A 24,773-nucleotide genomic window follows, 5' to 3' on the forward strand; every position below is an offset into this window, starting at 1 on the left:
TACGGACGCGCAGGCGCGCGGCGCGCTCTAACACCATAGCATCGGAGGCCGCCTGCATCTCGCCGGCGATCTTGCCCATGACGGCGCGCGACTTGCCACGCAGGAAGTCGCCGGCCTCGTCCACCAGGGCGTTGTAATCCGGCAGGCTGATCAGGCCGGTGCAGGGCGCGGCGCAACGGCGGATCTGGTGCAGCATGCAGGGCCGGGTGCGGCTGTCGTACACGCTGTCGGAGCAGGACCGCAGCAGGAAGGCCTTTTGCAGGGTGTTCAGCGTGCGGTTGACCGCGCCGGCGCTGGCGAAGGGGCCGAAGTAGTCGCCCTTGATCGAATGCGCCCCGCGATGTTTGCGCAGCTGGGCGGCGGCGTGCTCGCGCCGGATGACGATCTCGGGGAAGGACTTGTCGTCGCGCAGCAGCACGTTGAAGCGCGGTTTCAGCTGCTTGATCAGGTTGATTTCCAGGAGGAGCGCGTCGGTCTCCGTCCGGGTGGTGATGAACTCCATCGACCGGGTGAGGTCGACCATGTTGGCGATGCGCTGGGTGTGGAAGCGGCCCTGGGCGTACTGGATGACCCGCTTTTTCAGCGAGCGCGCCTTGCCGACATAGAGCACCTCGGCGTCCTCGCCGATCATGCGATAGACGCCCGGCCGGTCCGGCAGGCGGGTCACTTCGTCCTTGATGAGCGCGGCGCCGCGCAGCGGCGCATTCGCGATGGTGGTCGGCATGGACGCAGATATAGGCGAGTCCTGCTGACAACGCAGGGGCAGGATATCGCCTTTACCTCCCGCCGCTTTCGCGGGGGAGGTAGGCCGCTATTTTCCCATGACGTTCAGGACCGCGAGCGTCATGGCCTCGACGCCGGTGCGGATCGCCGGTTCGGGCGCGGGCGCGAACTGCGGCGAGTGGTTGGAGGGCAGGATCTCGCCCTTGGCCTGGGCCTCGGCGATCACCTTGGGGTCATAGCCGCCGAGCCCCCAGAACAGCGACGGGACCCCGGCGTTGATGAACTCCGAATAGTCCTCGCTGGCCGAGCCGGGGCCCGGCGAGACCTGGGCCTTGTCAGCGAAGGCGGCCTTGAAGACCGGCGCGGTGCGCGCGGTGACGGCGTTGTCGTTGATCACCGCCTCGCCGCCGGCGCGAAGGTCGATCTCCGGAGCCGGCGCGCCGGACATGGCGGCGACGGCGTTGGCCGTGCGGCGGACGCCTTCGAGGATGTGGGCGCGGACGTCGGCGTCATAGGTGCGAATGGTGCCGCGCAGAATGGCGGTGTCCGGGATGATGTTGCCGGCGCTGCCCGCCTGGATCGAGCCCACGCCGACCACGCCGAACGCCGCTGGGTCCTTCTCGCGGCTGATCACCGTCTGGACATCGACCACGAAGCGGGCGGCCTCCATCACCGGGTCGATCGAGACCTGCGGTCGTGAGCCGTGCGCGCCTCGACCATGGAAGGTGACCACCAGCTCGTTGGAGGCCGAGGAGTTGACGCCGGCCTTATAGGAGATCGTGCCCGCCAGGCCGTTGCCGACGTGCTGGGCAAAGCCGATGTCGGGCTTGCCGAAGCGGGTGAAGAGGCCGTCCTTGAGCATGGCCCGGGCGCCGCCGACGGTCTCTTCCGAGGGCTGGCCGATGAACATCAGCGTGCCGCGCCACTGGCCCTTCATGGCCACCAGCTGCTGGGCGGCGCCGACCCAGGCGGCCATGTGGATGTCGTGGCCGCAGGCGTGGTCCACCGGCGTGGGCTTGCCGTTGTAGGTCTGGATCACGTGGCTGGCGTAGGGCAGCCCGGTCTTCTCCTCGAGCGGCAGGGCGTCCATTTCGGTGCGCACCATGACCAGGGGGCCCGGGCCGTTCTTGAAGATCGCGACGATGCCCGTGCCGCCCACATGCTCGGTCACCTCGAAGCCCAGGTTGCGCATCTCGGCGGCCAGCCTGGCGGCGGTGCGGGTCTCCTGGAAGCCGAGCTCGGGATGCTCGTGGATGTCCTTGTAGAGCGCGTCGAGGCGGCCGTAGGCCTTGTCGAGGCCAGCGTCGATCTGGGCCTTCTGGCGGGCCACGTCCGCCGGCTTGGAGCCGGCCTGGGCCGCTGTCGCCAGCAAGGCGGCGGCGCCAAGCGAAAGAAGGGGGGCGAGGAGGACAGCGCGGACGGGAATCATTGGCTCACCTGAAATTGGGCAAGCCGCACCATAGCCCGTCCGCGCGTCTCGTCACTTAGCGGCCAGGAACGCGTCCAGGGCGTCGGCGAAAACCTTAGGCTGATCCAGCATGATGAAATGCTGGGAGTCTTTCACCAGGACCGTCTTGACGGTGGGCGCCGGCGCATAGAGGGCGGGATAGATCTTCTCCATCATGCCGGCCGGCACGCCCAGGGGCGCGTTGTCCGGGTACAGCAGGGTGATCGGGGTCTTGATAGCCGACAGGCCGTCGCGCAGATCCAGCGTCAGATCGTCGTACATGGCCCGCCCGACCACCGTGCGGTCGCTGATCGCGCCCCATTCCGAGACCAGCATCTGGGTGGCCGGGTCCTTCGACATGGACTTCATCTGCGGCAGCAGGTCCGCGGCTGTCGCCGGCTTGGTGTTGGCGGCCATGCCGTCGCGCATCTTGGCGGCCATCGGGCGGATACTGTCGGCGGTGGCCTTGGGGTCCATCATGCCGCCGAAGAACGGCAGGGCGTCGACGATCAGCACCGTCTTCAGATGCTCCGGATGTTTCTCGGCGAGATAGAGCATGGTCGTGCCGCCGAGCGAATGGCCGACGATGGTGGCGGGGGCCAGCTTCTGTTGCACCAGATAGGCGTCGATGGCCTCGGCGGTGGGGATCAGCACGTCGCCGGTGGCGTTGGCGCGGGCTGGCTCTCCGGAGAAGCCGGCGACCTGCAGCAGGTGCAGCCGGTAGTGGCCGCGCAGCCGCTCGGCGGTGGCCTTCCAGGTGGCGCGCGACGACGCCAGGCCCGGCATGAAGATCACGTCTGGCCCCTTGCCGACAATCTCGTCGGAGAAGCGGTCGCGGACCACCAGCTTGGAGTCGGCGAACAGGCGGTTGGGATCGGCGGGCGCCTTGGCCGGCAGGTCGGCGGCGAGCGGGGCGGTGGCGACCGTGGCGGCCAGGGCGCAGGCCGCCAGAGCGAAGGCTCGCGTCGCGACGGACCGGCGAAGAAGGGTAAGCATGGGAAGATCCTCTACTGGGGCTGGGAATTTACCAGACGCGCCATGGCGTCGAGGTATCGGATGAAGGCCGTGCGGCCGGGTTCGGTGAGCGTGATGGTGGTCAGCGGTTTCTTGCCGACGAAGCGCTTGTCGATGGCGACGTAGCCGGCGTCCTCCAGCTTGCGCAGATGGACCGAGAGGTTGCCGTCGGTGGCCTGGAGCCGGGCTTTCAGCGCGTTGAAGTCGGCGGCCTCGGCGCTGGAGAGATAGGCCATGACGCCCAGTCGCAGGCGCCCATGGATGACCTCGTCGATCCCGTCGATGTCGAAGTCATCAGCCATTGCGTCAGGCCGCCAGCTTGCCGGCCTGGCGGGCCAGGATGCCGCCGGGCAGCGCGGCCAGCAGATAGAGACTGAGCCCGTAGACGAGGTAGAGCGCAGCGCCTTCCGAAGTGAACCAGGCGACCACCAGAGCCATGCCGAAGGACGCGAAGGCGACCGCGTAGAGCCAGCGTATCCCGGTCAGCGCGGCGGCCAGGAACCAGGCCGAGCCGTAGATCGCCAGGATGAAGGGCATGAAGGCAGCGGCCACGTAGGGGTCCTTGCCGTGGACCGCCATGATCGCCAGCGAAAGACCCACGAAGAAGATCGCGAAGCCCGCGCCCGACCAGGCCATGCCGATGGCCTTTGACGCGCCACCGCCGCGGGTGCGCATGACCTTCGAGCCGAACATGTAGGCCATGAAGACCGCCATGCTGGCGATCCACACGCCGGGGATCGCCCAGTTACTCCGGACCAGCTTCCAGGTCAGCTCGGCCCAGACGGCCAGGCTGGCGCTGCCGAAGGACAGGCCCGAGACCAGCAGCACCGAGCCCCCGACCAGCGGCCCGACGCGGCCCTGCTCGGCCAGTTCACGCATGAAGGCGATGTCGTCGCGGATGGCGGCCTGGTCGGTCATGGAATTTCAGAGCCTTCGTGATCGTTGGCCTCGATATGAATGAAGTACTTTGGGATGTAAAGTACTTTTCCATTATCCTCCCCCAGCGCGGAGCGCGATTGCGGGGGAGGATCTAGGGCAACTAGAGCTTCACCAGGCCTGCGGAGAGCTTCTCGAAGACGCCCTTGGTGATCTTCACGTAGCCCTTCTTCGGGTCGCGGAAGAACAGCGGGCCCTTGATCTTGCCGGGATCGAAGCCGTCGGCGATCAGGTCCATCTTGCGGGTCTTGAAGGTGCCGGTGGTCTCCAACGCCGGCAGGATGCGGACGAACAGGGGCTGGGCATAGGCCGGCAGCTCACGCGCCACGGCCTCGCCGAACTGGGCGATCTCGAACTCGGGTCCGACCACCAGGCCGGCCATGCCGGCCCGACCCTCGGCGCCCGCCACCTCGACGCCATAGACGTTGGCCTCCCGGACGCCGGCAAACCCCAGCAGGTGCTCGGCCACCTCGTTGGTGGAGACGTTCTCGCCCTTCCAGCGGAAGGTGTCGCCGATGCGGTCGACGAAATAGAAGTAGCCGTCGGCGTCGGTCTTCATCAGATCGCCGGTCGCAAACCAGCGGTCGCCCTTTTCGAAGACGTCGTGCAGCACCTTTTTGTCGGACTCGGTCTTGGAGACGTAGCCGGAATATTCGCTGCGCGCGTCGCCGCCGATCTGGCCGATGCACTCGCCGATCTGGCCCGCGCCCGCCTCGATACAGAGGCCGCTCGCGCCGCGGATCGGCGCCTGGGTCTCCACGTCGAACTGGACCAGGCGGATGTTGAACTGCTTACGCAGCCACTTGGGCGCGCGGCCGATGGCGCCCTCGCGGCCGTCGAAGTTGAACATCGAGACGTTGCCCTCGGTCGATCCGTAGAACTCCAGGATCTCGGGGATTTTGAAGCGCTGTTTCATGACCGGCCAGATGTCCGGACGCAGGCCGTTGCCGAAGGCCATGCGAATCTTGTGGCGGGTCTCGTCGTCGCCGGGCGGCTGGTTCACCAGATAGCGGCAAAGCTCGCCGATGTAGACGAACATGGTGCAGCCTTCGTCCACCGCCTCACCCCAGAAATGGCTGGCGGAGAACTTGCGGCGCAGGAACCCCGAGCCGCCATTCAGCAGCGCCGCGCCCAGCGCGCAGAGCCCGCCGGTGGCGTGATAGAGCGGCAGGGCCACATAGATGCGGTCGCTGGCCTTGGCGCCGGTCGAGCCCGCGAAGCCGCGCATGTAGAGCTGGGCGCGGACGTGGGTGATTCGGGCGGCCTTGGGCATGCCGGTGGTGCCGGAGGTGAAGATCAGCAGCGCCGTGTCGCGCGCCCGGATGTCCTCGCGCACGATCTTGTCGGGCGGCAGCTGGCTGCAGCTTTTCAACGCCTGGACCAGGTCGCGCTGGTCGCCGTGGGCCGGCCCCAGGATCCACTGCGGGAGCGGCTTTTCCAACAAGGACCGCGCGGCCTCGAAGACCGGCGAGGTCTCGGCGTCCACCAGGATACAGGCGGCCTGGGAGATGTTCAGACAATGGGCGAGCGCCAGGCCGGAGAGCTGGTTGTTGATCAGGGCGGTGACCACGCCGATCTTCGCCAGGCCGTACCAGACGGCGAAATACTCCAGCCGGTTCGGCATGAACAAGGCCACCGTCTGGCCCCGCCGCAGGTTCTGACCCTTGCCCCAGTGGGCGTAGCGGTTGGCCATGGCGTCCAGCTCGCCATAGGTCAGGGTCCGGCCCTCGAAGGTCATCGCCGGGCGGGCGCGCCAGGTCTCGACGGCCGCCTGGATGTCGTCGCAGATCAGGTTGTCGCTGTCGCGGGCGATGGACTTCACCCGCTTCAGGGTGCGGCTCAGCCCCTGCCAGAAGCGCCAGTCGCGTTTGAGCCCGGCCTCGAGCCGCATTCGTGACCTCCAGTCGCGACGGCCAGCTTGGCGAGCGCCGCTCACAACCGCAAGCGGAGCCGGGACACACTTCTCCGGAGAACCCTTAAGAGAACCGCTCCCAGGCGGCCTGGCGCGAGACGCCCAGTTGCTCGGCGATGGCGGCCCAGCTGATCTCGCGGCTGCGCAGGTTGTCGACGATCGACTGCAGGTGGTTGCGGTGGCCGTCGGCGGTCAGGTTGAGCGGCTGGACCAGGGCCAGCAGGCGTTCGGTGGGCCAGGTGGCGGGATCGAAGGCGCGGTTCAGGCCCGGCGCACCGCCGGCCATCAGCACCTGGCAGGCCGCCACGCACGCGTCGCAGATCGAGATCCCGCCCGGGCCGGCGCAGAGCTTGGCGACGTCGTGTTCCGACCTGCCGCAGAACGAGCAGTGGAGCTTGGGCGGGATCATGGCGTCAAGGTAACCCTGACGTCTTGTCTGTCAAGGCACCCTTGACGACGGAGAATGTGTCCAGGATGAGGCGTGAATTGGCGGGAACTCCGGCAGAATAAAATTCTTAGTCCAAGTACATTAAGACAAACAAATGAAAACGTGATCGCAACGGCGGAGCTTATATCGGAACCCTACAGCCATGGCGCCGTTCTTCAGCTCCTGAACATCATGAGGGACGAGCCATGTCCATGGACTTCACCGGACGCGAACCGCAAATTTCCCCCACCGACGCCGAAGGTGTCATGTTCTCGGCCACGCCGGCCTGGGAGCGCAATCGCAAGCGCCGCGGCTTCGGCCTCGGTCACCGGACCTCGACCGTGGCCCCGGAGCCGCGCAGCTTCGCCCCGAGCGACTCGGTGCTGGACGCGCCGCTGGAGCGGCCGATGGACGACCTGTCGACCGTGACACCGTCCACCCTGGCCGCTGACGACGCCCTGATCGCCGCCGACGAAGGCCTGGCGGTCGATGCGCCGCCGGCCGCGCCGATCAGCCGGACCACCACCGTTCGCGCCCGCCATTCCAGCGGGGCGTCCCCGGCCGTCATCGTCGCGGCGCTGGGCGCGGTCGCCGTCCTGGGCGTCGGCGGCTGGTACGCCATGAGCCGCCACAACGACACCACGGTCCTGACCCCCGGGACGACCACCAGCGAGGTGGCCGCGGCCCCGATCACCCCGGCCGACCAGCCGGCGGGCGTCGGCACGGCCGCCAACACCCTGCCGCAGCCGCGCGCCGCCGCCGCGCTGCGCCAGATGGCGGCCGCCACCCCTGCCCGCGTCCGCCCGGCCCACGCGGCCAGCGTTGCGACCGCCGGGACGAACGCCAGCGCCACCCTACCGGACGGCCCGCAGCCCTATGCGGTCAATCCGGCCGCGCCGCCCGCCCCGGTGACCCCGGCCGCCCCGCCGACCCCCAGCGAAGCCGCGCCGGCCGTCACATCGGCGAGCCCGCCGATCGCGCCTGAGGCGACCCCGGCGCCGGCGACGCCCGCCCCGACCCCGGCGCCCGACACCACCACACCGCCGACCAACTAACAGCCTAGGTTGCGTTGGGACTGCAGGGCGGCGCTGCCCAGGAGCGCCGCCCTTTCCATGCCCGGCCGCCTCAGCCGTCGTCGGCGGGGATGGCGATCAGTTCGATCTCGAACAGCAGGGCGCTGCCCGGCGGGATCGGGGCGCGGTCGCGGTCGCCGTAGCCGATGGCGGCCGGGATCACGAACTCCCAGACTTCACCCACCCGCATCAGCGGCACCCCTTCCTGCCAGCCCTTGATCAGCCGGCCGAGCGGGAAGGTGGCCGGCTCGCCCCGCTCACGCGACGAGTCGAACACCCGGCCGTCGATGAACCTGCCGACGTAGTGGATGGTCACCACCGCGCCGGGCGGCGGCCTGGGCGCGGAAGCCTTGGCCGCCTTGACCTGATGATACTGCAGGCCGCTGGGCGTGGTGGTCCAGCCGGGGCGCGCGGCAGACCAGGCCAGGTAGGCGGCCTGGCCCTGGACCCACTGCTCCTGAGGCGTGCCGGTGTAGGCGACCGGCTGCGGCGCAGCGTGCGGCGGCTCCTTCATGGCGCAACCGCCCAGCGTTGCGCCGACGGCGAGGAGGAGCGTGAGGCGGGCGAGCATGGCGGGTCCGGGGCGAGGTTGATCGGCATGCCTCTCGTTAAGGCGCCGCCCGGCGTCTGTCGCGCGCCGCCCCGGCCCGCTATGACGGTTTGTGCCCATCCCTCCGCTTTCCGACCTCCGCGCCCATATGGCCGCCAATCTCGCCGGCTTCGCGCGACGCGCGATCGACGGCGCGGGCCTGCGCCACGCCGCCGTGGCGATCCTGGTCTCGCCGTACCGGCGCAAGGCCACCTTCGTGCTGACCCGGCGTGCGCTGACCATGCGCCGCAACGCCGGCAACTACGCCCTGCCCGGCGGCAACTGCGAACCGGGCGAGGACGCCGTCGACACCGCGCTGCGCGAGACCGCCGAGGAGCTGGGCGTGAGCGGCCTGCACCGCGACGCCGCCCTGGGCCGGCTGGACGACTTCGTCACCCTGGGCGGGCACCGGGTGACGCCGGTGGTGCTGTGGTCGGACCAGGCGCTGACGCTGGCCCCCGACCCGGTGGAGGTGCACGCGGCGTGGCGCATTCCGCTGGCGGAACTGGACCATCCAGGCTCGCCGCGCCGCCTGGCCCATGCCGGCAGCAACGATCCGATCCTGCAGATGCGCCTGCGCGGCAGCTGGATCAACGCCCCCACCGCGGCGTGGGTGTGGCAGTTCCGCGAGGTGGCCCTGCACGGCCGCGCGACGCGGCTTGACGGGGTGGGACAACCGGAGTGGACGCGGGGATGAAGGGGTTGGCCCGTCCCAAGCGCGGAACGGGCGGTCGAATTTCGAGCATTCGCGTGGCCTGACAACTTGACCGGATCGGGCAGGCCTCCATAGCCTGACGCGATCTTCGGAGGCTTCGGGTCGATGGTTCTTAACGTCTGATTTGAGGGGCTGGATCTGGGCTCCGGCCCGGTGGCCATCATGAGCCGGCTGCGCGATGGCGCGGCGGCGTCTTCTCAGGCTGCGGACGACAGATGCCCGAATCAGAATTTCACCTCTCGCGACCGGGGCGTGGACTCGAGGTGATTCCCGAGGCGCGACGCGACGGCGTGCGCGCCGGCCTGCATGCCGTATTCGGTCTCAGCATGGTCGGCGAGATGCAGCCGATCATCGGCGGCGTCTCCGGCGCGCTCATCCTTCGCTTCGAGGTCCGTGACCGCGCCTACGTCCTGCGGCTCGAACCTAAACGCGTCGCGCTGCCCCATCGTGAGCGAGGCTTTGCCTGCATGGCGGCGGCCGCCGAAGCAGGCGTCGCGCCGCAGGTGTATCACGCCGACCCGACGACCGGCGTGGCCATCATGGACCATGTGTCCGGCCGGCCTTTGTCGGGGCATCCAGGCGGACCAGCGGGAACGGCGCGCGCGCTGGGCGCGCTCATCGCGGGGGTGCAGGCGGTTCGATGACGCTCTGAAACAGGCGGCTCACGGCTGATCTGATCCCACGGGCCGCCCACCCGTGCCCCTGACCCCTGCCTACAGCTCCCGCGCCACGTCCTGGATCAGGTCGCGGAGCCAGGCGATGGGGGGTTCCTGGAGGCGGTCCTTGCGGAACAGCAGGCCGATGGCGACCGCCGGGGAGGCGTAGGGCGGGTCGATCAGCTTCAGCAGGCCGGCCTCGGCCCAGGCGCCGGCCAGTCGCCGCGGGACCAGGGTGGCCAACTCCGAGCGGCTGGCCACGGCCAGGGCCGTGGAGGTGTCGGGCACGGTCACGGCGATGCGGCGGGTTAGGCCCTGGTCGGCCAGGGCCTGGTCCAGGGCGCCGGCGTCCTCCCAGCTGGCCCGGACCACCAGGCCGCGCCCGGCGACCCCGTCCTCGCGCAGGGTCTGGCCCTCGATGGCGATGTGCGGCGTGGCGGCCAGGGCGGCGAGGTCGACGCAGGCCAGCCGCGCCAGCGCCGCGCCGGGGCTGACCGCCCAGGCGAGGTGCTCGCTGACCAGCGGGTCGTGGGTGAAGCGGTCCGGCGCGGAGAGTACCCCGGCGACGGCGAAGTCCGCCGCGCGGGTGTCCAGGGTGTCGAGCAGGTCGCGGCCATAGCCGCTGACCACCAGCTCCGCGCGGGGCGCCAGTTCGGCCAGCCGGCGGACCAGCGGCGGCGCCAGCACCGCCGCGCCATAAGCCCCGGCGACCAGGGTGAAGCGCCGCTGGCTGGTGGCCGGGTCGAAGTCGGTCGGCGCGAGCGCCGCCTGCAGCTGGGCCATCGGCGCATGCAGCCGTGCGCCTAGATCCAGCGCCCGCGCCGTCGGCTGCATGCCCGATGGACCCCGCACCAGCAGTTGGTCGTTCAGCATGTGGCGGAGCCGGTTCAAAGCGTGGCTTACTGCCGACTGGGAGAGCCCCAGCCGCACGCCTGCCCGGGTGACGCTGCGCTCCTCGAGGAGCACATCGAAGACGCGCAGCAGGTTGAGGTCAGGGATGGACATGCATGGGATTCATATCGGTCGTGACGATATACCATTTGGCTCATCGGACGGTGCTTCCTATTTCAGCGTGGCGGGAGAGCCGGCGCCGAGACGCCTTGGGCCCCGCGCATTCTTCCGATCTCGTCACAGTGACTGAGGGCCAAGGGACGTGAGCGATCCACAGATGGACGCCGTACAGGATTCGAGACCGCGGCGGGCGACCGGGCTGCGGCGCTGGCGCTGGCCGCTGATCGTCGGCGGCCCGCTGGTGATCCTGGCGATCGTCGCCTTCTTCGTGCTGACGGGCGGACGCTACCAGTCGACCGACAACGCCTATGTGCAGATCGCCAAGACCCCGGTGGCGCCGTCGATCGCCGGCCGGGTGGTCGAGATCTATGTGCATGAGAATCAGGTGGTGCGGCGTGGCCAGGTGCTGTTCCGGCTCGACCCCCGCGACTTCCGCGCCAACCTGGAGGCGGCGCAGGCGCAGGCGGCCAATGCAGAACTGGACGTCAGCCAGGCGCGCGCGGCCTACCAGCGCGAGGCCGCCAATGTGGCCGGGGCGCAGGAGACCGTCAGCTACACGGCCCGCGAGGCGGTGCGACAGCAGCAACTGGCCGCCGCCGGGGTGTCCTCCCGCCAGCAGGCGGACGAGGCGGTCCACGCCGCCCACGCCGCCCGCGACCAGCTGGCCGCGACGCGCCAGCAGGCGGCCCAGGCGCTGGCGGCGCTGGGCGGCGACCCGAATATCAGCTCACGCGCCCCGGCCGTGATGCAGGCCCGCGCCCAGCTGGAGCGCGCGCGGCTGAACGTCTCCTACGCCACGGTGGTGGCGCCGGCCGACGGCATCGTGGCCCGGGTCGACCAGATGCCGGTGGGCGCCTATCTCAACGCGTCGCAGACCGGGTTCTGGCTGCTGTCGGGCCGCCCCTGGGTCGAGGCCAACTTCAAGGAAGACCAGCTGGCCCACATGAAGGTCGGCCAGCCGGTCAGCATCGACATCGACGCCTATCCGGACAGCGACCTGCGCGGCCACGTGGTCAGCTTCGCGCCCGGCACCGGCTCGGCCTTCTCCGCCCTGCCGGCCCAGAACGCCACCGGCAACTGGGTCAAGGTCACCCAGCGGCTGCCGGTGCGCATCGCGTTCGACCGGACCCCGCCGGGCATGGCCGCGCGCGCCGGCCTGTCGGCCAAGGTGAAGGTCGACGTGCGGGCCCCGGAGAAGACCACTGGCCGAGCCGCTGGCCGCGCGGGCTGAGGCGGCACGCGCGATGAGCGAAGCCCGCGACACGGCCAACCGCTGGCCCATCACCATCAGCATCATGCTGGCCACGGTGATGAACTCGCTGGACACCACCATCGCCAACGTCGCCCTGCCGCACATCCAGGGCAGCGTGCAGGCCGGGCCGGAGCAGATCGGCTGGGTGCTGACCTCCTATATCGTCGCCGCGGCGATCATGACCCCGCTGACCGGATGGCTGGCCATGCGGCTGGGGCGCAAGCGGCTGTTCCTGGTCTCAATCGCCGGCTTCGTGGTCGCCTCGATGCTGTGTGGCCTGGCCACCAGCCTCCCGGAGCTGGTCGCCTTCCGGCTGCTGCAGGGGGTGTTCGGCGCCTCGCTGATCCCGCTGTCGCAGGCGGTGCTGCTGGATATCAACCCGCCCGAGAAGCACGGCCAGGCGATGGCCATCTGGGGCGCGGGGGCCATCCTGGGGCCGATCCTGGGGCCGGCGCTGGGCGGCTACCTGACCGAGGACTTCTCTTGGCGGTGGTGCTTCTACATCAACCTGCCGATCGGCATCCTGGCGTTCCTGGGGGTGTTCTTCTTCATCGCCCGCGACAAGCTGCAGGCGGCCCGGCGGTTCGACTTCCTGGGCTTCGGGATGCTGACCCTGTTCATCGGCGCCTTCCAGCTGGTGCTGGACCGTGGGCCGGGCGAGGACTGGTTCTCGTCGCGCGAGATCTGGACGGAGACCATCCTGGCGGCGGTCGGCCTGTGGGTGTTCGTCGCCCACACGATCACCGCCGAGCATCCGTTCTTCGACCGCCGCCTGCTGGCCGACCGCAACTTCGTCACCGCCAGCGTCTTCGGCTTCTTCGTCGGCATCCTGCTGTTCTCGACCATGGCCCTGCTGCCGCCGATGATGCAGACGCTGATGGGCTATCCGGTGCTGGCCTCGGGCCTGGCCAGCATGCCGCGCGGGATCGGCTCGTTCGTCGCCATGTTTGCGGTCGGGCAGCTGGTGGGGCGGGTCGACACGCGGCTGATCCTGTTCACCGGCCTGTGCCTCAGCTGCGTCGCGCTGTGGCAGATGATGCACTTCGACCTGTCGATGGGCGAGACGCCGATCGTGGTCTCCGGGATCGTTCAGGGCCTGGGGATCGGCCTGTTGTTCGTGCCGCTCTCGACCCTGGCCTTCGCCACCGTTCCCGCGGCGATCCGGGCGGAGGGGTCGGCGGTCTACACCCTGGTCCGCAACCTGGGCTCCAGCGTCGGGATCTCGGTCATGCAGGCCCTGCTGGTCGCCAACACCCAGACCGTGCACGCCTCGCTGGCCGCCAGGATCGTGCCCACCGACCCGGTGGTGCGCGACGGCCTGCCGGCGATGTTCAACCCCGATACCCTGGCCGGCCTGCTGTCGCTGAACGGCGAAATCACCCGGCAGGCCACCATGGTCGCCTACATCGACGACTTCCGACTCATGTTCATCATCACCATCGCGTGCATGCCGATGCTCCTGCTCATGCGCAGGCCACGGCGCGCCGGCGCCCCGGATCCCGCCCATGCCGCTGTCGAATAGGCTCCCCTGCACGGCGGTCGCCCTGGCGCTGGCGCTCGGCGGATGCGCGGCCGTGGGCCCAGAGTTCCGGCCGCCCGCCGCGCCGGCCGGCCCCGCCGGAGCAGGCTACGCCATGGTCGGGGATCCCGCCGCGCCCGGCGCGCGCCTGGATCCCGAGGCCCGCAGCGCCGGGCCCTGGTGGGAGGCGTTCGGCGACCCGGACCTGGACCGCGTCGTTCGCCAGGCCCTGGCCGAGAGCCCCAGCGTCGCCGAGGCCGGCGCCACCCTGGCGCGCTACCAGGCCGAGGTCCGCGCCGCGCGCGGCGCCCAGGCGCCCGAGGTCACCGCCAACGGCAGCGCCCAGCGCGAGCGGATCAACACCCAGGCGTTCGGCTTCAACTTCCCGACCCCGACGATCACGCTCTATTCGATCGGCGCCGGGGTCAGCTACGACCTGGACCTGTTCGGCGGCAAGCGCCGGGCGACCGAGGCGGCCCAGGCCCGCGCCGACCAGGCCGCCCGCCAGGCCGACGCCGCCTTTCTGGCGCTCTCCGGCAACGTCGCCCTGCAGGCCATGCGGGTGGCGGGCCTGCGCGCGCGGATCGCGGCGGTCGAAGCGGTGATCGCCGACGACCGGCGCACCATCGACATGGTCCGCAAGGCCGAGGCGCTCGGCGGCCAGGCGCCCTCCGCGATCACCGGCGGGCGGGCCCAGCTGGCCGAGGACGAGGCGCTGCTGCCGCCGCTGCAGCGCGAGCTCGACATGGCCCGCCACCAGCTGGCCCTGCTGGTCGGCAAGTCGCCGGCCGAGTGGTCGCCGCCGGACTTCGACATGGCGCGGCTGACCGCCCCGGCCGAGATCCCGCTCAGCCTGCCCTCGACCCTGGTCCGCCGCCGACCCGACATCCTGGCCGCCGAGGCCGAACTGCACGCCGCCACCGCCGAGATCGGCGTGGCGGTCGCCGCGCAATATCCGGACATCAGGCTGTCTGCGACCCTGACCCAGAGCACGATGAAGCCGGAACAGCTGTTCAACTACAGCTCCAGCGGCTGGAACCTCCTGTCCGGAGTGACCTCGCCGGTGTTCGACGGCGGGCGGCTCAAGGCCGAGCGCCGCGCCGCCGAGGCGACAGCGCGGGTGTCCCTGGCCCGCTACCAGCAGACGGTGCTGCGGGCGTTCGTGCAGGTGTCCGACGCCCTGGCGGCGCTGGGGTCGGACCAGCAGCGGATCGCCGCGCTGGGCCGCGCGGGCGACGCGGCGACCGCGCGGGTCCGCGACGCCGAGGCCGCCTACCGGCTGGGCGGCGGGGCGCTGATCCAGGTGGTCGACGCCCAGCGCCAGCTCAGCCGCGCCCGTCAGGCCCTGGCCGAGGCCCAGGCGCAGCGGTTCGCCGACCTGGTGGAGCTCTATGCGGCCACGGCGACGGACTGGCGCAAGGGTTAGGTCGCGGGCTCGACCGGGCCCACTTCGGCGAAGAACTCCGCGTCCGAGACCAGGCGGCGGGAGATCAGCAGGCTGCAGCCGATGTGGTCGACGAGGTAGGCGCCCGTGCCGCCGGACCACCAGCGTTCCAGCAGGCTCTTCTTGCGGTGCCCGACCACCAGCAGGTCGGCCTTGATCTCCCGCGCGCAGGCGGCAATCTCGGCGGCCGGTTCGCCGGTGACCAGCCGGCCGCGCCGCTCGAAGCCGAACGCCTGGAGACGCTCCATCGCCTCCTCGAACAGCTGGACGTGGACGTCCTGGGTGTGGACCATGGCGCCGGCATGGGCCGCCTCGCCGATCCGCACGCCAGGGTTCTCGGGCACCACGCAGAGCAGGAACACCTTGCTGCCGAACCGCCGCGCCAGCAGGGCGCCTTCGCGCAGGGCGGTGCGCCCCTCGCGGGAGCCGTCGTAAGCCAGAAGCACGGAGTCATACATCGGCAGCTCCCTGACCATGCGCGAAACGCCTGAGGCCGGTGATCGGCGCCCATTCCACTCCGACTTGCGGCCGATCTCAACGACTCCCTGCGGGGCCGCCCCTTGTCCGGGGTCCATGGGCGCCTACATAGCCTCCGATCGCGCTTGCCATCCGGCTCCCCCCTTCCGGAACGCGAGCGACGGGTGTGCGGCCCTGGCGCCTTCGATGGCCGCCGGGGCCGCCTTCGTTTTGAGGCCCCGCCGCCCATTGCGCAGCTCGCCGCGAACGGCCATGTCCCGATCCTGAACAGCACAAAAAAACGGGAGGCGGGACCATGGCCAATATTCCTTCGAGCGGGCTGCAACTGCGGTCGATCATCAAGGCCAGCGGCGAGCTGGAGCTATCTCTGGCCGAGGCGCCGGTGGCGGCGCCGGGCGGCGACGAGGTGCTGGTCCGTATCGAGGCCTCGCCGATCAATCCCTCCGACCTGGGCCTGCTGCTCGGCGCGGCCGACATGTCGACCGCGAAGGCCTCGGGCGGGGTGACGACGGCCAGCGTGCCGGCGCAGCTGATGCGGGCGATGGGCGCGCGCGTCGATCAGTCGATGCCGGTGGGCAACGAAGGCGCCGGCGTGGTGATCGCGGCGGGCCCCGATCCGGCGGCCCAGGCGCTGGTCGGCCGGACCGTCGCCGTGCTGGGCGGGGCGATGTACGCCCAGTACCGCACGATCAAGGCCGGCGACGTGCTGCCGCTGCCGGCGGGCGCCACCGCGGCGGACGGAGCCTCATGCTTCGTCAATCCGCTGACAGCCCTGGCCATGGTGGAAGTGATGCGGCGCGAGGGACATACCGCCCTGGTCCACACCGCGGCGGCCTCGAACCTGGGCCAGATGCTGAACAAGATCTGCCAGAAGGACGGCGTGGAGCTGGTCAACATCGTCCGCAGCCCGGCGCAGGCCAAGCTCCTCGCCGACAGCGGAGCCCGGCACATCGTGGACTCCACCTCGCCGAACTTCATGGACGAGCTGGTCGCGGCCCTGACGGCCACGGGCGCGACCCTGGCCTTCGACGCCATCGGCGGCGGCAAGCTGGCCAGCCAGATCCTGTCGGGCATGGAGATCGCGGCCAATTCCAAGCCGGGCGCCTACAGCCGCTACGGCTCCACCACCCACAAGCAGGTCTATATCTACGGCGGGCTGTCGACGGCCGCGACCGAGCTGGCGCGCAGCTACGGCATGGCCTGGGGGCTTGGCGGCTGGCTCCTGACCCCGTTCCTGATGAATCTGGGGGCCGAGGGCGTGCAGCGGCTGCGCCAGCGGGTGGCCGATGAGCTGAAAACCACCTTCGCCAGCCACTATACCGCCGAGATCTCCCTGGCCGAGGCCCTGCAGCCGGACGTCATCGCCGCCTACAACAAGCGCGCCACCGGCGAGAAGTACCTGATCAATCCCAGCAAGGGACTCTGAGCGGGCGCGGAGCGCCGGACAAAAAAAGGCCGGCGGGTCACTGGAGGGGACCGGCCGGCCTTGAAGTGGAATTTGGCGGGGGAGCTGTGCCGAAACGAGGTTCCGGAGCAGCTCCTGAGGTCCACGTTTCAAGTCGCGTGCCAGGATCGGCGCACCGGATCGGGACAGCCGCGCTTGTTGTCCGCCGCGAGCCCCTAAATAGGCCGCTCGCCCCGGCAGCTTGCGTATCTGGCCAAGGGGGAGCGGCGGCCTCGGCCCGGCGTCCCCGGGTTGGGGCCGCTGTCGTTTGGGGGCCGCTGTCGTTGGGGGGCCGCTGTCGTTTGGGGGCCGGTGTCGCTGAGGGTCGGGCCGCGTGACGCAGACCGCCGGCAACACCCAAATGCGCGGCTCAGGCCGCCGATCCTTCCGGCGTGAAATATATTTCCAAAGCTGAGCTTTTTTTGAGCGATTTGGCTGCCCGGCGCGTTTGGGGGCTGTCCCGTTGCGTCAGCTTCACCGTGTGAGGCCGAGGCCAACGGGGGCCCCATCACGTCTAGGAACCTCTCGTCATGCGACTTCACCAACTGGCCGCCGGCGTCGCCGTCGCGGCCCTGATCCCCACCTTCGCCCTGGCGCAGCAGAGCTGCGAGCAGCGGCAGTCCAACCGCGCGGTCGGGACGATCGCCGGGGCCGGCCTCGGCGCCCTGCTCGGCAGCGCTATCGCCGGCCATGGCGACCGCACCGCCGGCGCGGTAGTCGGTGGCCTGGGCGGCGCGGTGATCGGAAACCAGATCGCCAAGCCGCGTGGCGACTGCGCGCACGCCTATGGCTATTATGACAGCGCCGGAGCCTGGCACGCCAACAGCGTCGCCCGCGAGAACGCCTCGGGCTACTACGACCGCGAGGGCGCCTGGGTCGATGGCGCGCCGAACGGCTATTATAGCCGCGACGGCCGCTGGATCGCCTCCAACACGCAGGCCTCGGCGGCCGGCTATACCGACAGCCACGGCCATTGGATTCCCGCGTCCTCGACCGGCTACTACGATGCCGATGGCCGTTGGGTCGCCGGCGCCGCGGGCGGGCACTACGACCGCTCCGGGCAGTGGGTCGCCTCGCCGACCACCGGGCGCTACGACTCGCGCGGCAACTGGATCGCGGGCCAGCCGGCGCGCAGCACGGACGTGCAGCCCGGCTACTACGACCAGGGCCGTTGGCACGCACAGCCGTCGACCGGTTACTATGACGCCCAGGGCGGCTGGGTTCGCGTGGAGGCCGACGCCAATGTCGGCGAACACCGCGGCGCCGGGCTCCCGAGCGATATCGCCGGGCGCGCGGCCTGGCTCGACGATCGCATCCATCACGGCCTGGATGACGGCACCCTCAGCCGCGACGAGGGCGGGCGGGCGATGCAGCGTCTGGCCTCGATCAATCGCGAGGCGCGCGGCCTGCGCCGATCCGACGGCTACCTGCGGGCGCGGGACCAGCGGATGATCATGGCCAAGCTGGACGCCCTGACCTCGGACGTGCGCGACATGCGCCGCGGGCCGGTCCGCGAATACTAGACTTCGGAACGACCCCCGGCCTCGGTTCCCGGCCGGGGCGCTGGACGGCCTCAGCCCACCGCAACCGGGCTGGGGCCGTTTCGTCTGGACGGCCAGTCAGGCGGCCTTGACCGGGGCGGCGACGGTCTCGTTGAGGAAGGCCAGGCCGTCCTCGAAATCCAGGAAGATGTCCATCAGCTCTTCCGGGGTCGCCAGGGCGGGGCGGTTGAGCGGGAACCGGTAGCGCCAGAAGCTGAGGATGTGCTGCACCGCCCCGGTCTGCTCGCCCAGGGACATGAACATCTCCGGGGCCGACAGCAGGAAGTCGCGGAAGGCCACCGGCTGGCCGTCCTGGGTGAGCGAGCGGTAAGCCTTGTCGTAGACGGTGATCATCGTATTGACACCCTCCATCGCCTTGGTCACCAGGCCCTCGATCCGGGCGCGGCCGGCAGGCAGGTAGCGGGCGGTGTCGGGGGTCTGCGGCCCACGCGGATGGATCCTGGCCAGTTCGACCAGAACGTCGCCGAGCAGGGGCGTGAGCTCGGAGAGCACCCACTTGTAGTAGAGGAACCCGCGCCAGCAGAAGACACCATCCTGGTAGTCCTTGTCGCTGAGCCGCAGCGTCTCCTTCAGCGGCCCGAAGCTGTTGTCGACGGTGTTGGAGAGCAGCTTCTCCACCAGTTTCGACGCCGCCTGGGTGCCGCCGCTCTCGCCGGACGAGAGCTTCACCAGGGCCATCACCTCCTCGCGCACGAACGCCTGCATCCGCAGGATGTCGGCGTCGGTGATGGCGAAATAGGCGCGCGCCGGCTCGAAGCCGTTGCGCTTCAGATGCTCGCGCAGGAGGAAGGGGTCGAACGAGGGCAGTTCGTCGATCAGGTCGAGGATCTCGCGGTCGGGTTGCCCCGGCGCCAGCATGTGGCCGAACATCTGCTCGGCGGCCTGGTCGAAATCGCGCTGGCCCATCATCAGGAAGCGGGCGCCGTAGCGCAGGTCCGCCCCGTCGATCGGGGCCATGATCTTGGTGACGGTGGCCCGCGGCTGGGAGAACAGCTCGCGCTCGTGCGGGCGGACCCGGTGCTTGAGGATGATGCCGTGGTTGAGCAGCTTGTTCTGGAAGAACGGCTTCTCGGCCAGGGTGTCGTCCTGGGCCAGCTTGCGGTGCGTGGCGACGAGATTCAGCACGCGCGCCGTCGAAGCGGACTTCTCCAGGGCGACCAAGCTGCGGACGGTGCGGTCGTTCACGGGCTGCCTTGTCTGCGAGGGGCGGCGACCGCCTCTTCGCCAAGCCCCTATTAGACGCCCCAACCTGCAAACAGGGTCCTAACCGGGTGGCGGCGGGCGGTCGCGGCGGGCTTGCGTGACCCGCGGTCAGCCGGTGTCTGATACCGCCAACGTGCTCTGGGAGGATACAGGCCATGAAGATCGACCTCCTGTCGCCGGCCAGCTTCGCGGGCGGCCAGCCCCATGGGCAGTTCGACTGGCTGCGTGAAAACGCCCCGGTGCGCTGGCACGAGGAACCGGGCGGCGCCGGGTTCTGGGCGGTGACGCGGCACGCCGACGTCTGGGCGGTGGACCGCGACTTCCAGACCTATTCGTCGGAGCCGACGATCATGATTACCGACCCGCTGGCCGACGCCGGCTCGTTCGGGCCCTACAAGATGATGCTGATGATGGACCCGCCGGAGCACACCGGGTTCCGCAAGCTGATCCGCTCGGAGTTCACCGAACCGGCCTCGCGCCTGCGATCCGAGCGAATCCACGCGCTGGCGAAACAGATCGTCGACGCGGTCATCCGGCGCGGCGAATGCGATTTCGTTAACGAGGTGGCGGGGGAGATGCCGTCGTTCGTGATCGCCGAGCTGATGGGCCTGCCGCTGGAGGATGGGCGCGAACTCTACAAGCTGACCGAGACCATCCACACCGCGCCGGAAACCCTGCCGCCCGGGGCCGGCGGCCAGGCGGTGATGAAGATGTTCGAGTACGGCGGCAAGGTGATCGCCGAGAAGCGGGCCCGGCCGAGGGACGACCTGGCCTCGAAGCTGCTGGCCTGCGAGGTGGACGGGCGCAAGCTGGAGGACATGGAGTTCCTGCTGTTCTTCCTGCTGCTGGTGGACGCCGGCGGAGACACCACCCGGAACCTGCTGTCGGGCGGCCTGCTGGCGCTGATGGAGAACCCCGACCAGTACGCCTGGCTGATGTCCGACTTCGAGGCGCGGCTGCCGACCGCGCGCGAGGAGCTGCTGCGCTGGACCAGCCCGGTGATCTACATGCGCCGCACGGCGAAGCGGGACGCCGAGCTGGCGGGCGCGAAGATCAAGGCCGGCGACAAGGTGGTGATGTACTTCGGCGCCGCCAATCGCGACCCCGGCGTGTTCGACCGGCCCGACGTGCTGGACCTGAGCCGGGCGGAGAACCCCCACATCGCCTTCGGCACCGGCCCGCACGGCTGCCTGGGCCAGCACATCGCCCGCATCGAGATCGACGCCATGCTGCGCGAGGTGCTGACCCGGATGACCGGCTTCGAACTCGCCGCCCCGGTGGAATGGCTGCCGAGCAACTTCATCAGCGGGCCGAAGGCGATGCCGGTTCGGTTCCGGGCGGGCTGAGCGGCTTTCCCTCCCTCAATGGGGAGGGAAAGTTCCAGTTAGCGCTACCGCCCCGCGGTCAGGGCCTTGGCGACGATGGGGGCCAGGCGGGCGGCGATGACCATGACGCCCTGGGCATTGGGGTGGATGCCGTCGGGCTGCTTCAGGTCGGCGCGGCGACCGACGCCGTCGATCAGGTCGGGATAGAGCGGCACGCTGTGGGTCTTGGCGACGCGTTCGAAGGCGGCGTTGAAGTCGCGGGCGTAGGCGCCGCCGACCGCCTGCGGCGCGGCGATGCCGGCGATCAGCACGCGGATGTGGCGGGCCTGCAGCTTGCGCACGATGGCGTCGAGGTTGGCGCGGGTTCCGGCGGTGTCCTGGCCCTGCAGCAGGTCGTTGCCGCCCAGGGCGACGATGGCCAGGTCGGTGTCGGTCTGGACGCTGAAGTCGACCCGGGCCAGGCCGCCGCGGGTGGTGTCGCCGCTGACGCCGGCGGCGCGCACGACATTGGGAACCCCCAGCCGAGCCAGGGCCAGGTGCAGCTGGTTCGGCAGGGCGGCGGCGGCGGGCAGGCCCAGACCGGCGGTGATCGAGTCGCCCAGCATGGTCACCACCTTGGGCCGCGCGGCCCTGGACGGCCGCGCGAGCGCCGGCCCGGCGGCGGCCATGAGCGGCCATGCGAAAAGGGCGCGGCGGGTATGTCTTGGCATGGCCATGAACGTCCTATGTAAGGGAGGTGACGCGCCGCTCAATTGCCGAGGCCTGATTTGGACGATTTACCGCCGTTGGTGCTCGATGATGTGGGGCTGACGTTGCCATCGGCCGCGGGGCCGGTGGAGATTCTGCGCAACCTGAGCCTGACCCTTGGCGGGGGCGAACGTGTGGCGCTGGTCGGGCCGTCGGGGTCGGGCAAGTCGTCGCTGATCGCCGTCGCCGCCGGGCTGGAGCGACCCAGCGCCGGGCGGGTCGAGCTGTTCGGCCAGGACCTGAGCAAGCTGGACGAGGACGGCCGCGCCAAGCTGCGGCGCGGGCGCGTCAGCCTGGTGTTCCAGTCCTTCCACCTGCTGCCCAACATGACAGCCGAGGAGAACGTGGCCGCCCCTCTGGAGATCGCGCGCCGGCCCGGCGCCATGGAGGAGGCCCGCGCGTGGCTGGCGCGGGTGGGCCTGTCGGCGCGGGCGCGGCACTATCCGCACCAGCTTTCCGGTGGGGAGCAGCAGCGGGTGGCCCTGGCCCGGGCGCTGGCCCCCAAGCCCGCGCTGCTGTTCGCCGACGAGCCCACCGGCAACCTGGACAGCGCCAATGCGCGGCTGGTCGCGGACATGCTGTTCGAGCTGGTGGAGCAGACCGGCGCGGCGCTGCTGATGGTCACCCACGACACGGCGCTGGCCGCGCGCGCGCAGCGGGTGGTGACCCTGCGCGACGGACACCAGGTGTCTCAAGGGCCGGGGCCCGCATGACGCCACTCTTCTTGCGGTTCGCGGCGCGGGAGCTGCGCAGCGGCGTCAAGGGCTTCCGGATCTTCCTGGCCTGCCTGGCCGTGGGGGTGGCGGCCATCGCGGCGGCGAGCTCGACGGCCGAGGCGTTCCGCCAGGGCCTGGCCAGCCAGGCGCGCGAGATCCTGGGCGGCGACCTCTCCGTCTCGCTGCGGCAGCGGCGCTTCGAGCCGGCGGAGCGGGCCGACCTGGCGCGCATGGGCCGGGTGACTTATGCGGTCGCCTCCCCGGCCATGGCCCAGGCCCCCAGCGGCGACCGCCGGCTGGTGGAGCTGCGCGGCGTGGACGGGGCCTATCCGCTGGCCGGCGCCGTCACCATCAGCGGCGCGAAGTCCCTGGCCGAGGCCCTGAGCGTGCGCGACGGCGTGTGGGGCGCGGTGGTGGAGCAGGGCGTGCTGGACCGGCTGCACCTGAAGCTGGGCGACCGGTTCCTGGTAGGTAACGTCTCGGTGCGCGCCAACGCCATCCTCGAGCAGGAGCCCGACCGGCTGTCGCGCGGCTTCGCCATCGGGCCCCGGGTGCTGACCCGGCCGGGCGCGCTGGAACAGGGCGGGTTCCTGATCCCCGGCCTGCCGTTCGGCGAGACGGTGCGGATCGCGCTGCGGCCCCAGTATCCCCTGGCGCTGGCCAAAACCGATTTGCAGCGCGAGCTGAAGGGCGTGTCGCGGGTGCGCGACCGCAACGACGCGGCGCCCGGGATCAGCCGGATGATCGACCAGCTGGAGTATTTCCTGGGCTTCATCGGCCTGGCCTCGCTGGTGGCCGGCGGCCTGGGCGTGTTCGGCGCGGTCAGCGCCTATGTGGACAGCCGCAAGCCGGCCATCGCCACCCTGAAGGCGCTGGGCGCCGAGAGCGGCCTGGTGCGCGACACCTACCTGGCCCAGATCGGGCTGCTGGCGCTGCTGGGGGTGACCATCGGCGTGGTGGTGGGCGGGGCGACGCCGCTGGCCATGGGCGCGGCCTTCCAGGGCCAGCTGCCGGTGCCGGCGCTGTTCGCCATCTATCCGCTGCCGCTGATCAAGGCCGGGGCCTTCGGCCTGCTGTCGGCGGCGGCGTTTTCGCTGGCGCCGCTGGCGCGGGCGCGGACCACGCCGCCGGCCAGCCTGTACCGCAGCGACCTGACCGGGCGGTTGGGATTCGGGCCGGAGATGATCGGGGCGCTGCTGTGCGCGGGCGGGCTGGCGGCCCTGGCGATCGTCACCGCGCCGACCCCGCTGGCGGCCGGGCTGATGATCGGCGGGGTGGCCGTGGCCTTCGCGCTGCTCTGGGCCTTCGGGCTGGGCGCGGCCAGCCTGGCCGGGCGGCTGCGCGGCGGGACCCGGGGCGCGATGCGGATCGCGCTGGCCAACCTGGCCGGGCCGCACTCGGCGGCGCGGACAGCGGCGCCGGCCATCGGCCTGGGCGTCGCCCTGCTGGCCGCGGTGGTGCTGATCCAGTCCAGCCTGCTGCGGCAGATCTCGGTCGTGGCGCCACAGACCGCGCCGGCCATGATCTTCGCCGGCATCCCGGGCGACCGGGTCCCGGAGTTCGACGCCGAGATCGCCCGCGGCCTGGGCCACACGCCGACCGCCGACACCTATCTGCGCGCGCCGCTGCTCAGCGGCCGCATCATCGCCGTGCGCGGCCGGCCGGTGGTGACCGCGAAGCTGGGCGCCGAGGGGCGCTGGGCCTTCGACAACGACATCAGCCTGTCGGCGCTGGGCCCCGAGCCACCGAACCCAGGCATCATCGAGGGCCACTGGTGGCCGGCCAACTATGCGGGTCCGCCCCTGGTCGCCATCGCCGAGGACCCGGCGCGGGCGGCAAAGGTCCGCCTGGGCGACACGATCACGATATCGATCCTGGGCCGCGACATCGTGGCCAAGGTGGCGGTGATCCGGCGCGTGGACCTCGGCGCCTTCGGCGCCAGCTTTCCCCTGGTGCTGACGCCCAAAACCCTGGAGGGCGCCCAGCCCGTGCAGGTCGCCATCGCCAAGGCCAGCAAGGCCGAGGAAGCCCGCGTCACCCAGGGCCTGGGCGCGAAGTTCCCGGAGGTGACGGTGATCTCCGTGCGCGACCAGCTGGACGCCGCCACCGACCTGTTCGACCGCGTGGCCCTGGCGGTGCGCGGCGCGGCGGCCGTGGCCCTGGTGGCGGCGCTGCTGGTGCTGGCCGGCGCCATCGCGGCGCGGGCGCAGCAACGCACGCGGGAGGCGGCGATCCTGAAGGTGCTGGGCGCCTCACGGCTGCAGGTGCTGAGCGCCTATGTGCTCGAGTACGGGCTGGTCGGGCTGATCGCCGGGGCGGCGGGGGTCGGGCTGGGCTACCTGGCCGCCTGGCCGGTGGTGGTCAGGGTGTTCGAGGCCAAGTGGGCCGTGGACTGGGCGGAGATGGCGCTGCTGCTCGGCGGGGCGTCGGCCATCGCCGGGGTCGGCGGCGTGCTGGCCTCGTTCCAGGCGCTGTCGAAACGACCGGCCCCGGCGCTGCGGAGCGAGTGACCGCGAGGCCTGCGCAACAGTGTCGCATCGCGGTTTCGGTAAGCCTTTGGCATTCGAAATGCGGGAAAGCT

General features: G+C 70.7%; 23 protein-coding genes. 11 read left to right on the forward strand and 12 right to left on the reverse strand.

The window, feature by feature from the left end:
• From Q0R13_RS13320 to Q0R13_RS13350, 7 genes are all read right to left on the reverse strand, one after another.
• The coding region (locus Q0R13_RS13320) for a GIY-YIG nuclease family protein (protein WP_293904674.1) at window positions 1-724 on the reverse strand (724 nt) is incomplete at its 3' end.
• 87 nt (window positions 725-811) lie between these two features.
• Window positions 812-2,095: an amidohydrolase gene (locus Q0R13_RS13325; RefSeq protein ID WP_293904676.1), complete on the reverse strand. Its 1,284-nt coding sequence runs from the start codon at window positions 2,093-2,095 to the stop codon at window positions 812-814.
• 108 nt (window positions 2,096-2,203) lie between these two features.
• Window positions 2,204-3,166 (reverse strand): alpha/beta hydrolase, encoded by a 963-nt coding sequence (locus Q0R13_RS13330; RefSeq protein WP_293904678.1) that lies wholly within the window; start codon window positions 3,164-3,166, stop codon window positions 2,204-2,206.
• An 11-nt stretch (window positions 3,167-3,177) separates the two neighbouring features.
• Window positions 3,178-3,486: a transcriptional regulator gene (locus Q0R13_RS13335; protein ID WP_293904680.1), complete on the reverse strand. Its 309-nt coding sequence runs from the start codon at window positions 3,484-3,486 to the stop codon at window positions 3,178-3,180.
• A gap of 4 nt (window positions 3,487-3,490) precedes the next feature.
• Complete coding sequence (locus Q0R13_RS13340; RefSeq protein WP_293904682.1) at window positions 3,491-4,102, reverse strand: hypothetical protein; 612 nt, start codon at window positions 4,100-4,102, stop codon at window positions 3,491-3,493.
• A gap of 121 nt (window positions 4,103-4,223) precedes the next feature.
• The gene (locus tag Q0R13_RS13345) at window positions 4,224-6,011 is read right to left on the reverse strand and encodes a long-chain-acyl-CoA synthetase (RefSeq protein WP_293904684.1); all 1,788 of its coding nucleotides are present in this window, start codon (window positions 6,009-6,011) and stop codon (window positions 4,224-4,226) included.
• Window positions 6,012-6,096: 85 nt separating this feature from the next.
• Complete coding sequence (locus Q0R13_RS13350) at window positions 6,097-6,441, reverse strand: ClpX C4-type zinc finger protein (protein WP_293904686.1); 345 nt, start codon at window positions 6,439-6,441, stop codon at window positions 6,097-6,099.
• Between the two features lie 224 nt (window positions 6,442-6,665).
• Between Q0R13_RS13350 and Q0R13_RS13355 the strand changes: the two genes are divergently transcribed.
• Window positions 6,666-7,514 (forward strand): hypothetical protein, encoded by an 849-nt coding sequence (locus Q0R13_RS13355; RefSeq protein WP_293904688.1) that lies wholly within the window; start codon window positions 6,666-6,668, stop codon window positions 7,512-7,514.
• Window positions 7,515-7,584: 70 nt separating this feature from the next.
• Here the strand turns inward: Q0R13_RS13355 and Q0R13_RS13360 are convergent, their stop codons facing one another.
• On the reverse strand, window positions 7,585-8,103 hold the full coding sequence (locus Q0R13_RS13360) for an FKBP-type peptidyl-prolyl cis-trans isomerase (RefSeq protein WP_293904690.1): 519 nt from the start codon (window positions 8,101-8,103) through the stop codon (window positions 7,585-7,587).
• Between the two features lie 127 nt (window positions 8,104-8,230).
• On the opposite strand from Q0R13_RS13360, the gene Q0R13_RS13365 reads away from it, so the two are divergent.
• Both Q0R13_RS13365 and Q0R13_RS13370 read left to right on the forward strand, forming a co-directional pair.
• Window positions 8,231-8,818, forward strand: a complete 588-nt coding sequence (locus Q0R13_RS13365; protein ID WP_293904692.1) for a CoA pyrophosphatase — start codon at window positions 8,231-8,233, stop codon at window positions 8,816-8,818.
• A 233-nt stretch (window positions 8,819-9,051) separates the two neighbouring features.
• The gene (locus tag Q0R13_RS13370; RefSeq protein ID WP_293904694.1) at window positions 9,052-9,480 is read left to right on the forward strand and encodes a hypothetical protein; all 429 of its coding nucleotides are present in this window, start codon (window positions 9,052-9,054) and stop codon (window positions 9,478-9,480) included.
• A gap of 69 nt (window positions 9,481-9,549) precedes the next feature.
• On the opposite strand, the gene Q0R13_RS13375 is transcribed toward Q0R13_RS13370, so the two are convergent.
• Window positions 9,550-10,497, reverse strand: a complete 948-nt coding sequence (locus Q0R13_RS13375) for a LysR family transcriptional regulator (protein WP_293904696.1) — start codon at window positions 10,495-10,497, stop codon at window positions 9,550-9,552.
• A 163-nt stretch (window positions 10,498-10,660) separates the two neighbouring features.
• Here Q0R13_RS13375 and Q0R13_RS13380 point away from each other — a divergent pair, with 163 nt between their 5' ends.
• The 3 genes from Q0R13_RS13380 to Q0R13_RS13390 are packed head-to-tail and all read left to right on the forward strand — an operon-like array spanning window position 10,661 to window position 14,700.
• Window positions 10,661-11,734, forward strand: a complete 1,074-nt coding sequence (locus Q0R13_RS13380) for an HlyD family secretion protein (RefSeq protein ID WP_293904698.1) — start codon at window positions 10,661-10,663, stop codon at window positions 11,732-11,734.
• A 13-nt stretch (window positions 11,735-11,747) separates the two neighbouring features.
• A complete protein-coding gene (locus tag Q0R13_RS13385) occupies window positions 11,748-13,277 on the forward strand; it encodes a DHA2 family efflux MFS transporter permease subunit (RefSeq protein ID WP_293904700.1) in 1,530 nt (509 codons plus the stop codon).
• On the forward strand, window positions 13,261-14,700 hold the full coding sequence (locus Q0R13_RS13390) for an efflux transporter outer membrane subunit (protein WP_293904702.1): 1,440 nt from the start codon (window positions 13,261-13,263) through the stop codon (window positions 14,698-14,700). Before Q0R13_RS13385 ends, Q0R13_RS13390 begins: the two co-directional genes overlap by 17 nt.
• On the opposite strand, the gene Q0R13_RS13395 is transcribed toward Q0R13_RS13390, so the two are convergent.
• Window positions 14,697-15,176 carry a universal stress protein gene (locus tag Q0R13_RS13395; protein ID WP_293904704.1) on the reverse strand — a complete coding sequence of 160 codons (480 nt, stop codon included), beginning with the start codon at window positions 15,174-15,176 and terminating at the stop codon, window positions 14,697-14,699. The genes Q0R13_RS13390 and Q0R13_RS13395 overlap by 4 nt on opposite strands.
• A gap of 314 nt (window positions 15,177-15,490) precedes the next feature.
• On the opposite strand from Q0R13_RS13395, the gene Q0R13_RS13400 reads away from it, so the two are divergent.
• Window positions 15,491-16,621, forward strand: a complete 1,131-nt coding sequence (locus tag Q0R13_RS13400) for a zinc-binding dehydrogenase (RefSeq protein ID WP_293904706.1) — start codon at window positions 15,491-15,493, stop codon at window positions 16,619-16,621.
• Window positions 16,622-17,169: 548 nt separating this feature from the next.
• The gene (locus tag Q0R13_RS13405; protein WP_293904708.1) at window positions 17,170-18,162 is read left to right on the forward strand and encodes a glycine zipper 2TM domain-containing protein; all 993 of its coding nucleotides are present in this window, start codon (window positions 17,170-17,172) and stop codon (window positions 18,160-18,162) included.
• A 96-nt stretch (window positions 18,163-18,258) separates the two neighbouring features.
• Here Q0R13_RS13405 and Q0R13_RS13410 read toward each other — a convergent pair whose 3' ends face one another.
• Window positions 18,259-19,386 carry a hypothetical protein gene (locus Q0R13_RS13410; protein WP_293904710.1) on the reverse strand — a complete coding sequence of 376 codons (1,128 nt, stop codon included), beginning with the start codon at window positions 19,384-19,386 and terminating at the stop codon, window positions 18,259-18,261.
• 173 nt (window positions 19,387-19,559) lie between these two features.
• Between Q0R13_RS13410 and Q0R13_RS13415 the strand changes: the two genes are divergently transcribed.
• A complete protein-coding gene (locus tag Q0R13_RS13415; protein ID WP_293904712.1) occupies window positions 19,560-20,750 on the forward strand; it encodes a cytochrome P450 in 1,191 nt (396 codons plus the stop codon).
• 44 nt (window positions 20,751-20,794) lie between these two features.
• Here Q0R13_RS13415 and Q0R13_RS13420 read toward each other — a convergent pair whose 3' ends face one another.
• Window positions 20,795-21,397: a GDSL-type esterase/lipase family protein gene (locus Q0R13_RS13420; RefSeq protein ID WP_293904714.1), complete on the reverse strand. Its 603-nt coding sequence runs from the start codon at window positions 21,395-21,397 to the stop codon at window positions 20,795-20,797.
• A gap of 117 nt (window positions 21,398-21,514) precedes the next feature.
• Between Q0R13_RS13420 and Q0R13_RS13425 the strand changes: the two genes are divergently transcribed.
• The gene (locus Q0R13_RS13425) at window positions 21,515-22,189 is read left to right on the forward strand and encodes an ATP-binding cassette domain-containing protein (RefSeq protein WP_293904716.1); all 675 of its coding nucleotides are present in this window, start codon (window positions 21,515-21,517) and stop codon (window positions 22,187-22,189) included.
• On the forward strand, window positions 22,186-24,702 hold the full coding sequence (locus Q0R13_RS13430) for an FtsX-like permease family protein (RefSeq protein WP_293904718.1): 2,517 nt from the start codon (window positions 22,186-22,188) through the stop codon (window positions 24,700-24,702). Before Q0R13_RS13425 ends, Q0R13_RS13430 begins: the two co-directional genes overlap by 4 nt.
• Window positions 24,703-24,773 lie beyond the last annotated feature (71 nt).

The organism is Phenylobacterium sp., from assembly GCF_025351295.1.
Classification (GTDB): domain Bacteria; phylum Pseudomonadota; class Alphaproteobacteria; order Caulobacterales; family Caulobacteraceae; genus Phenylobacterium.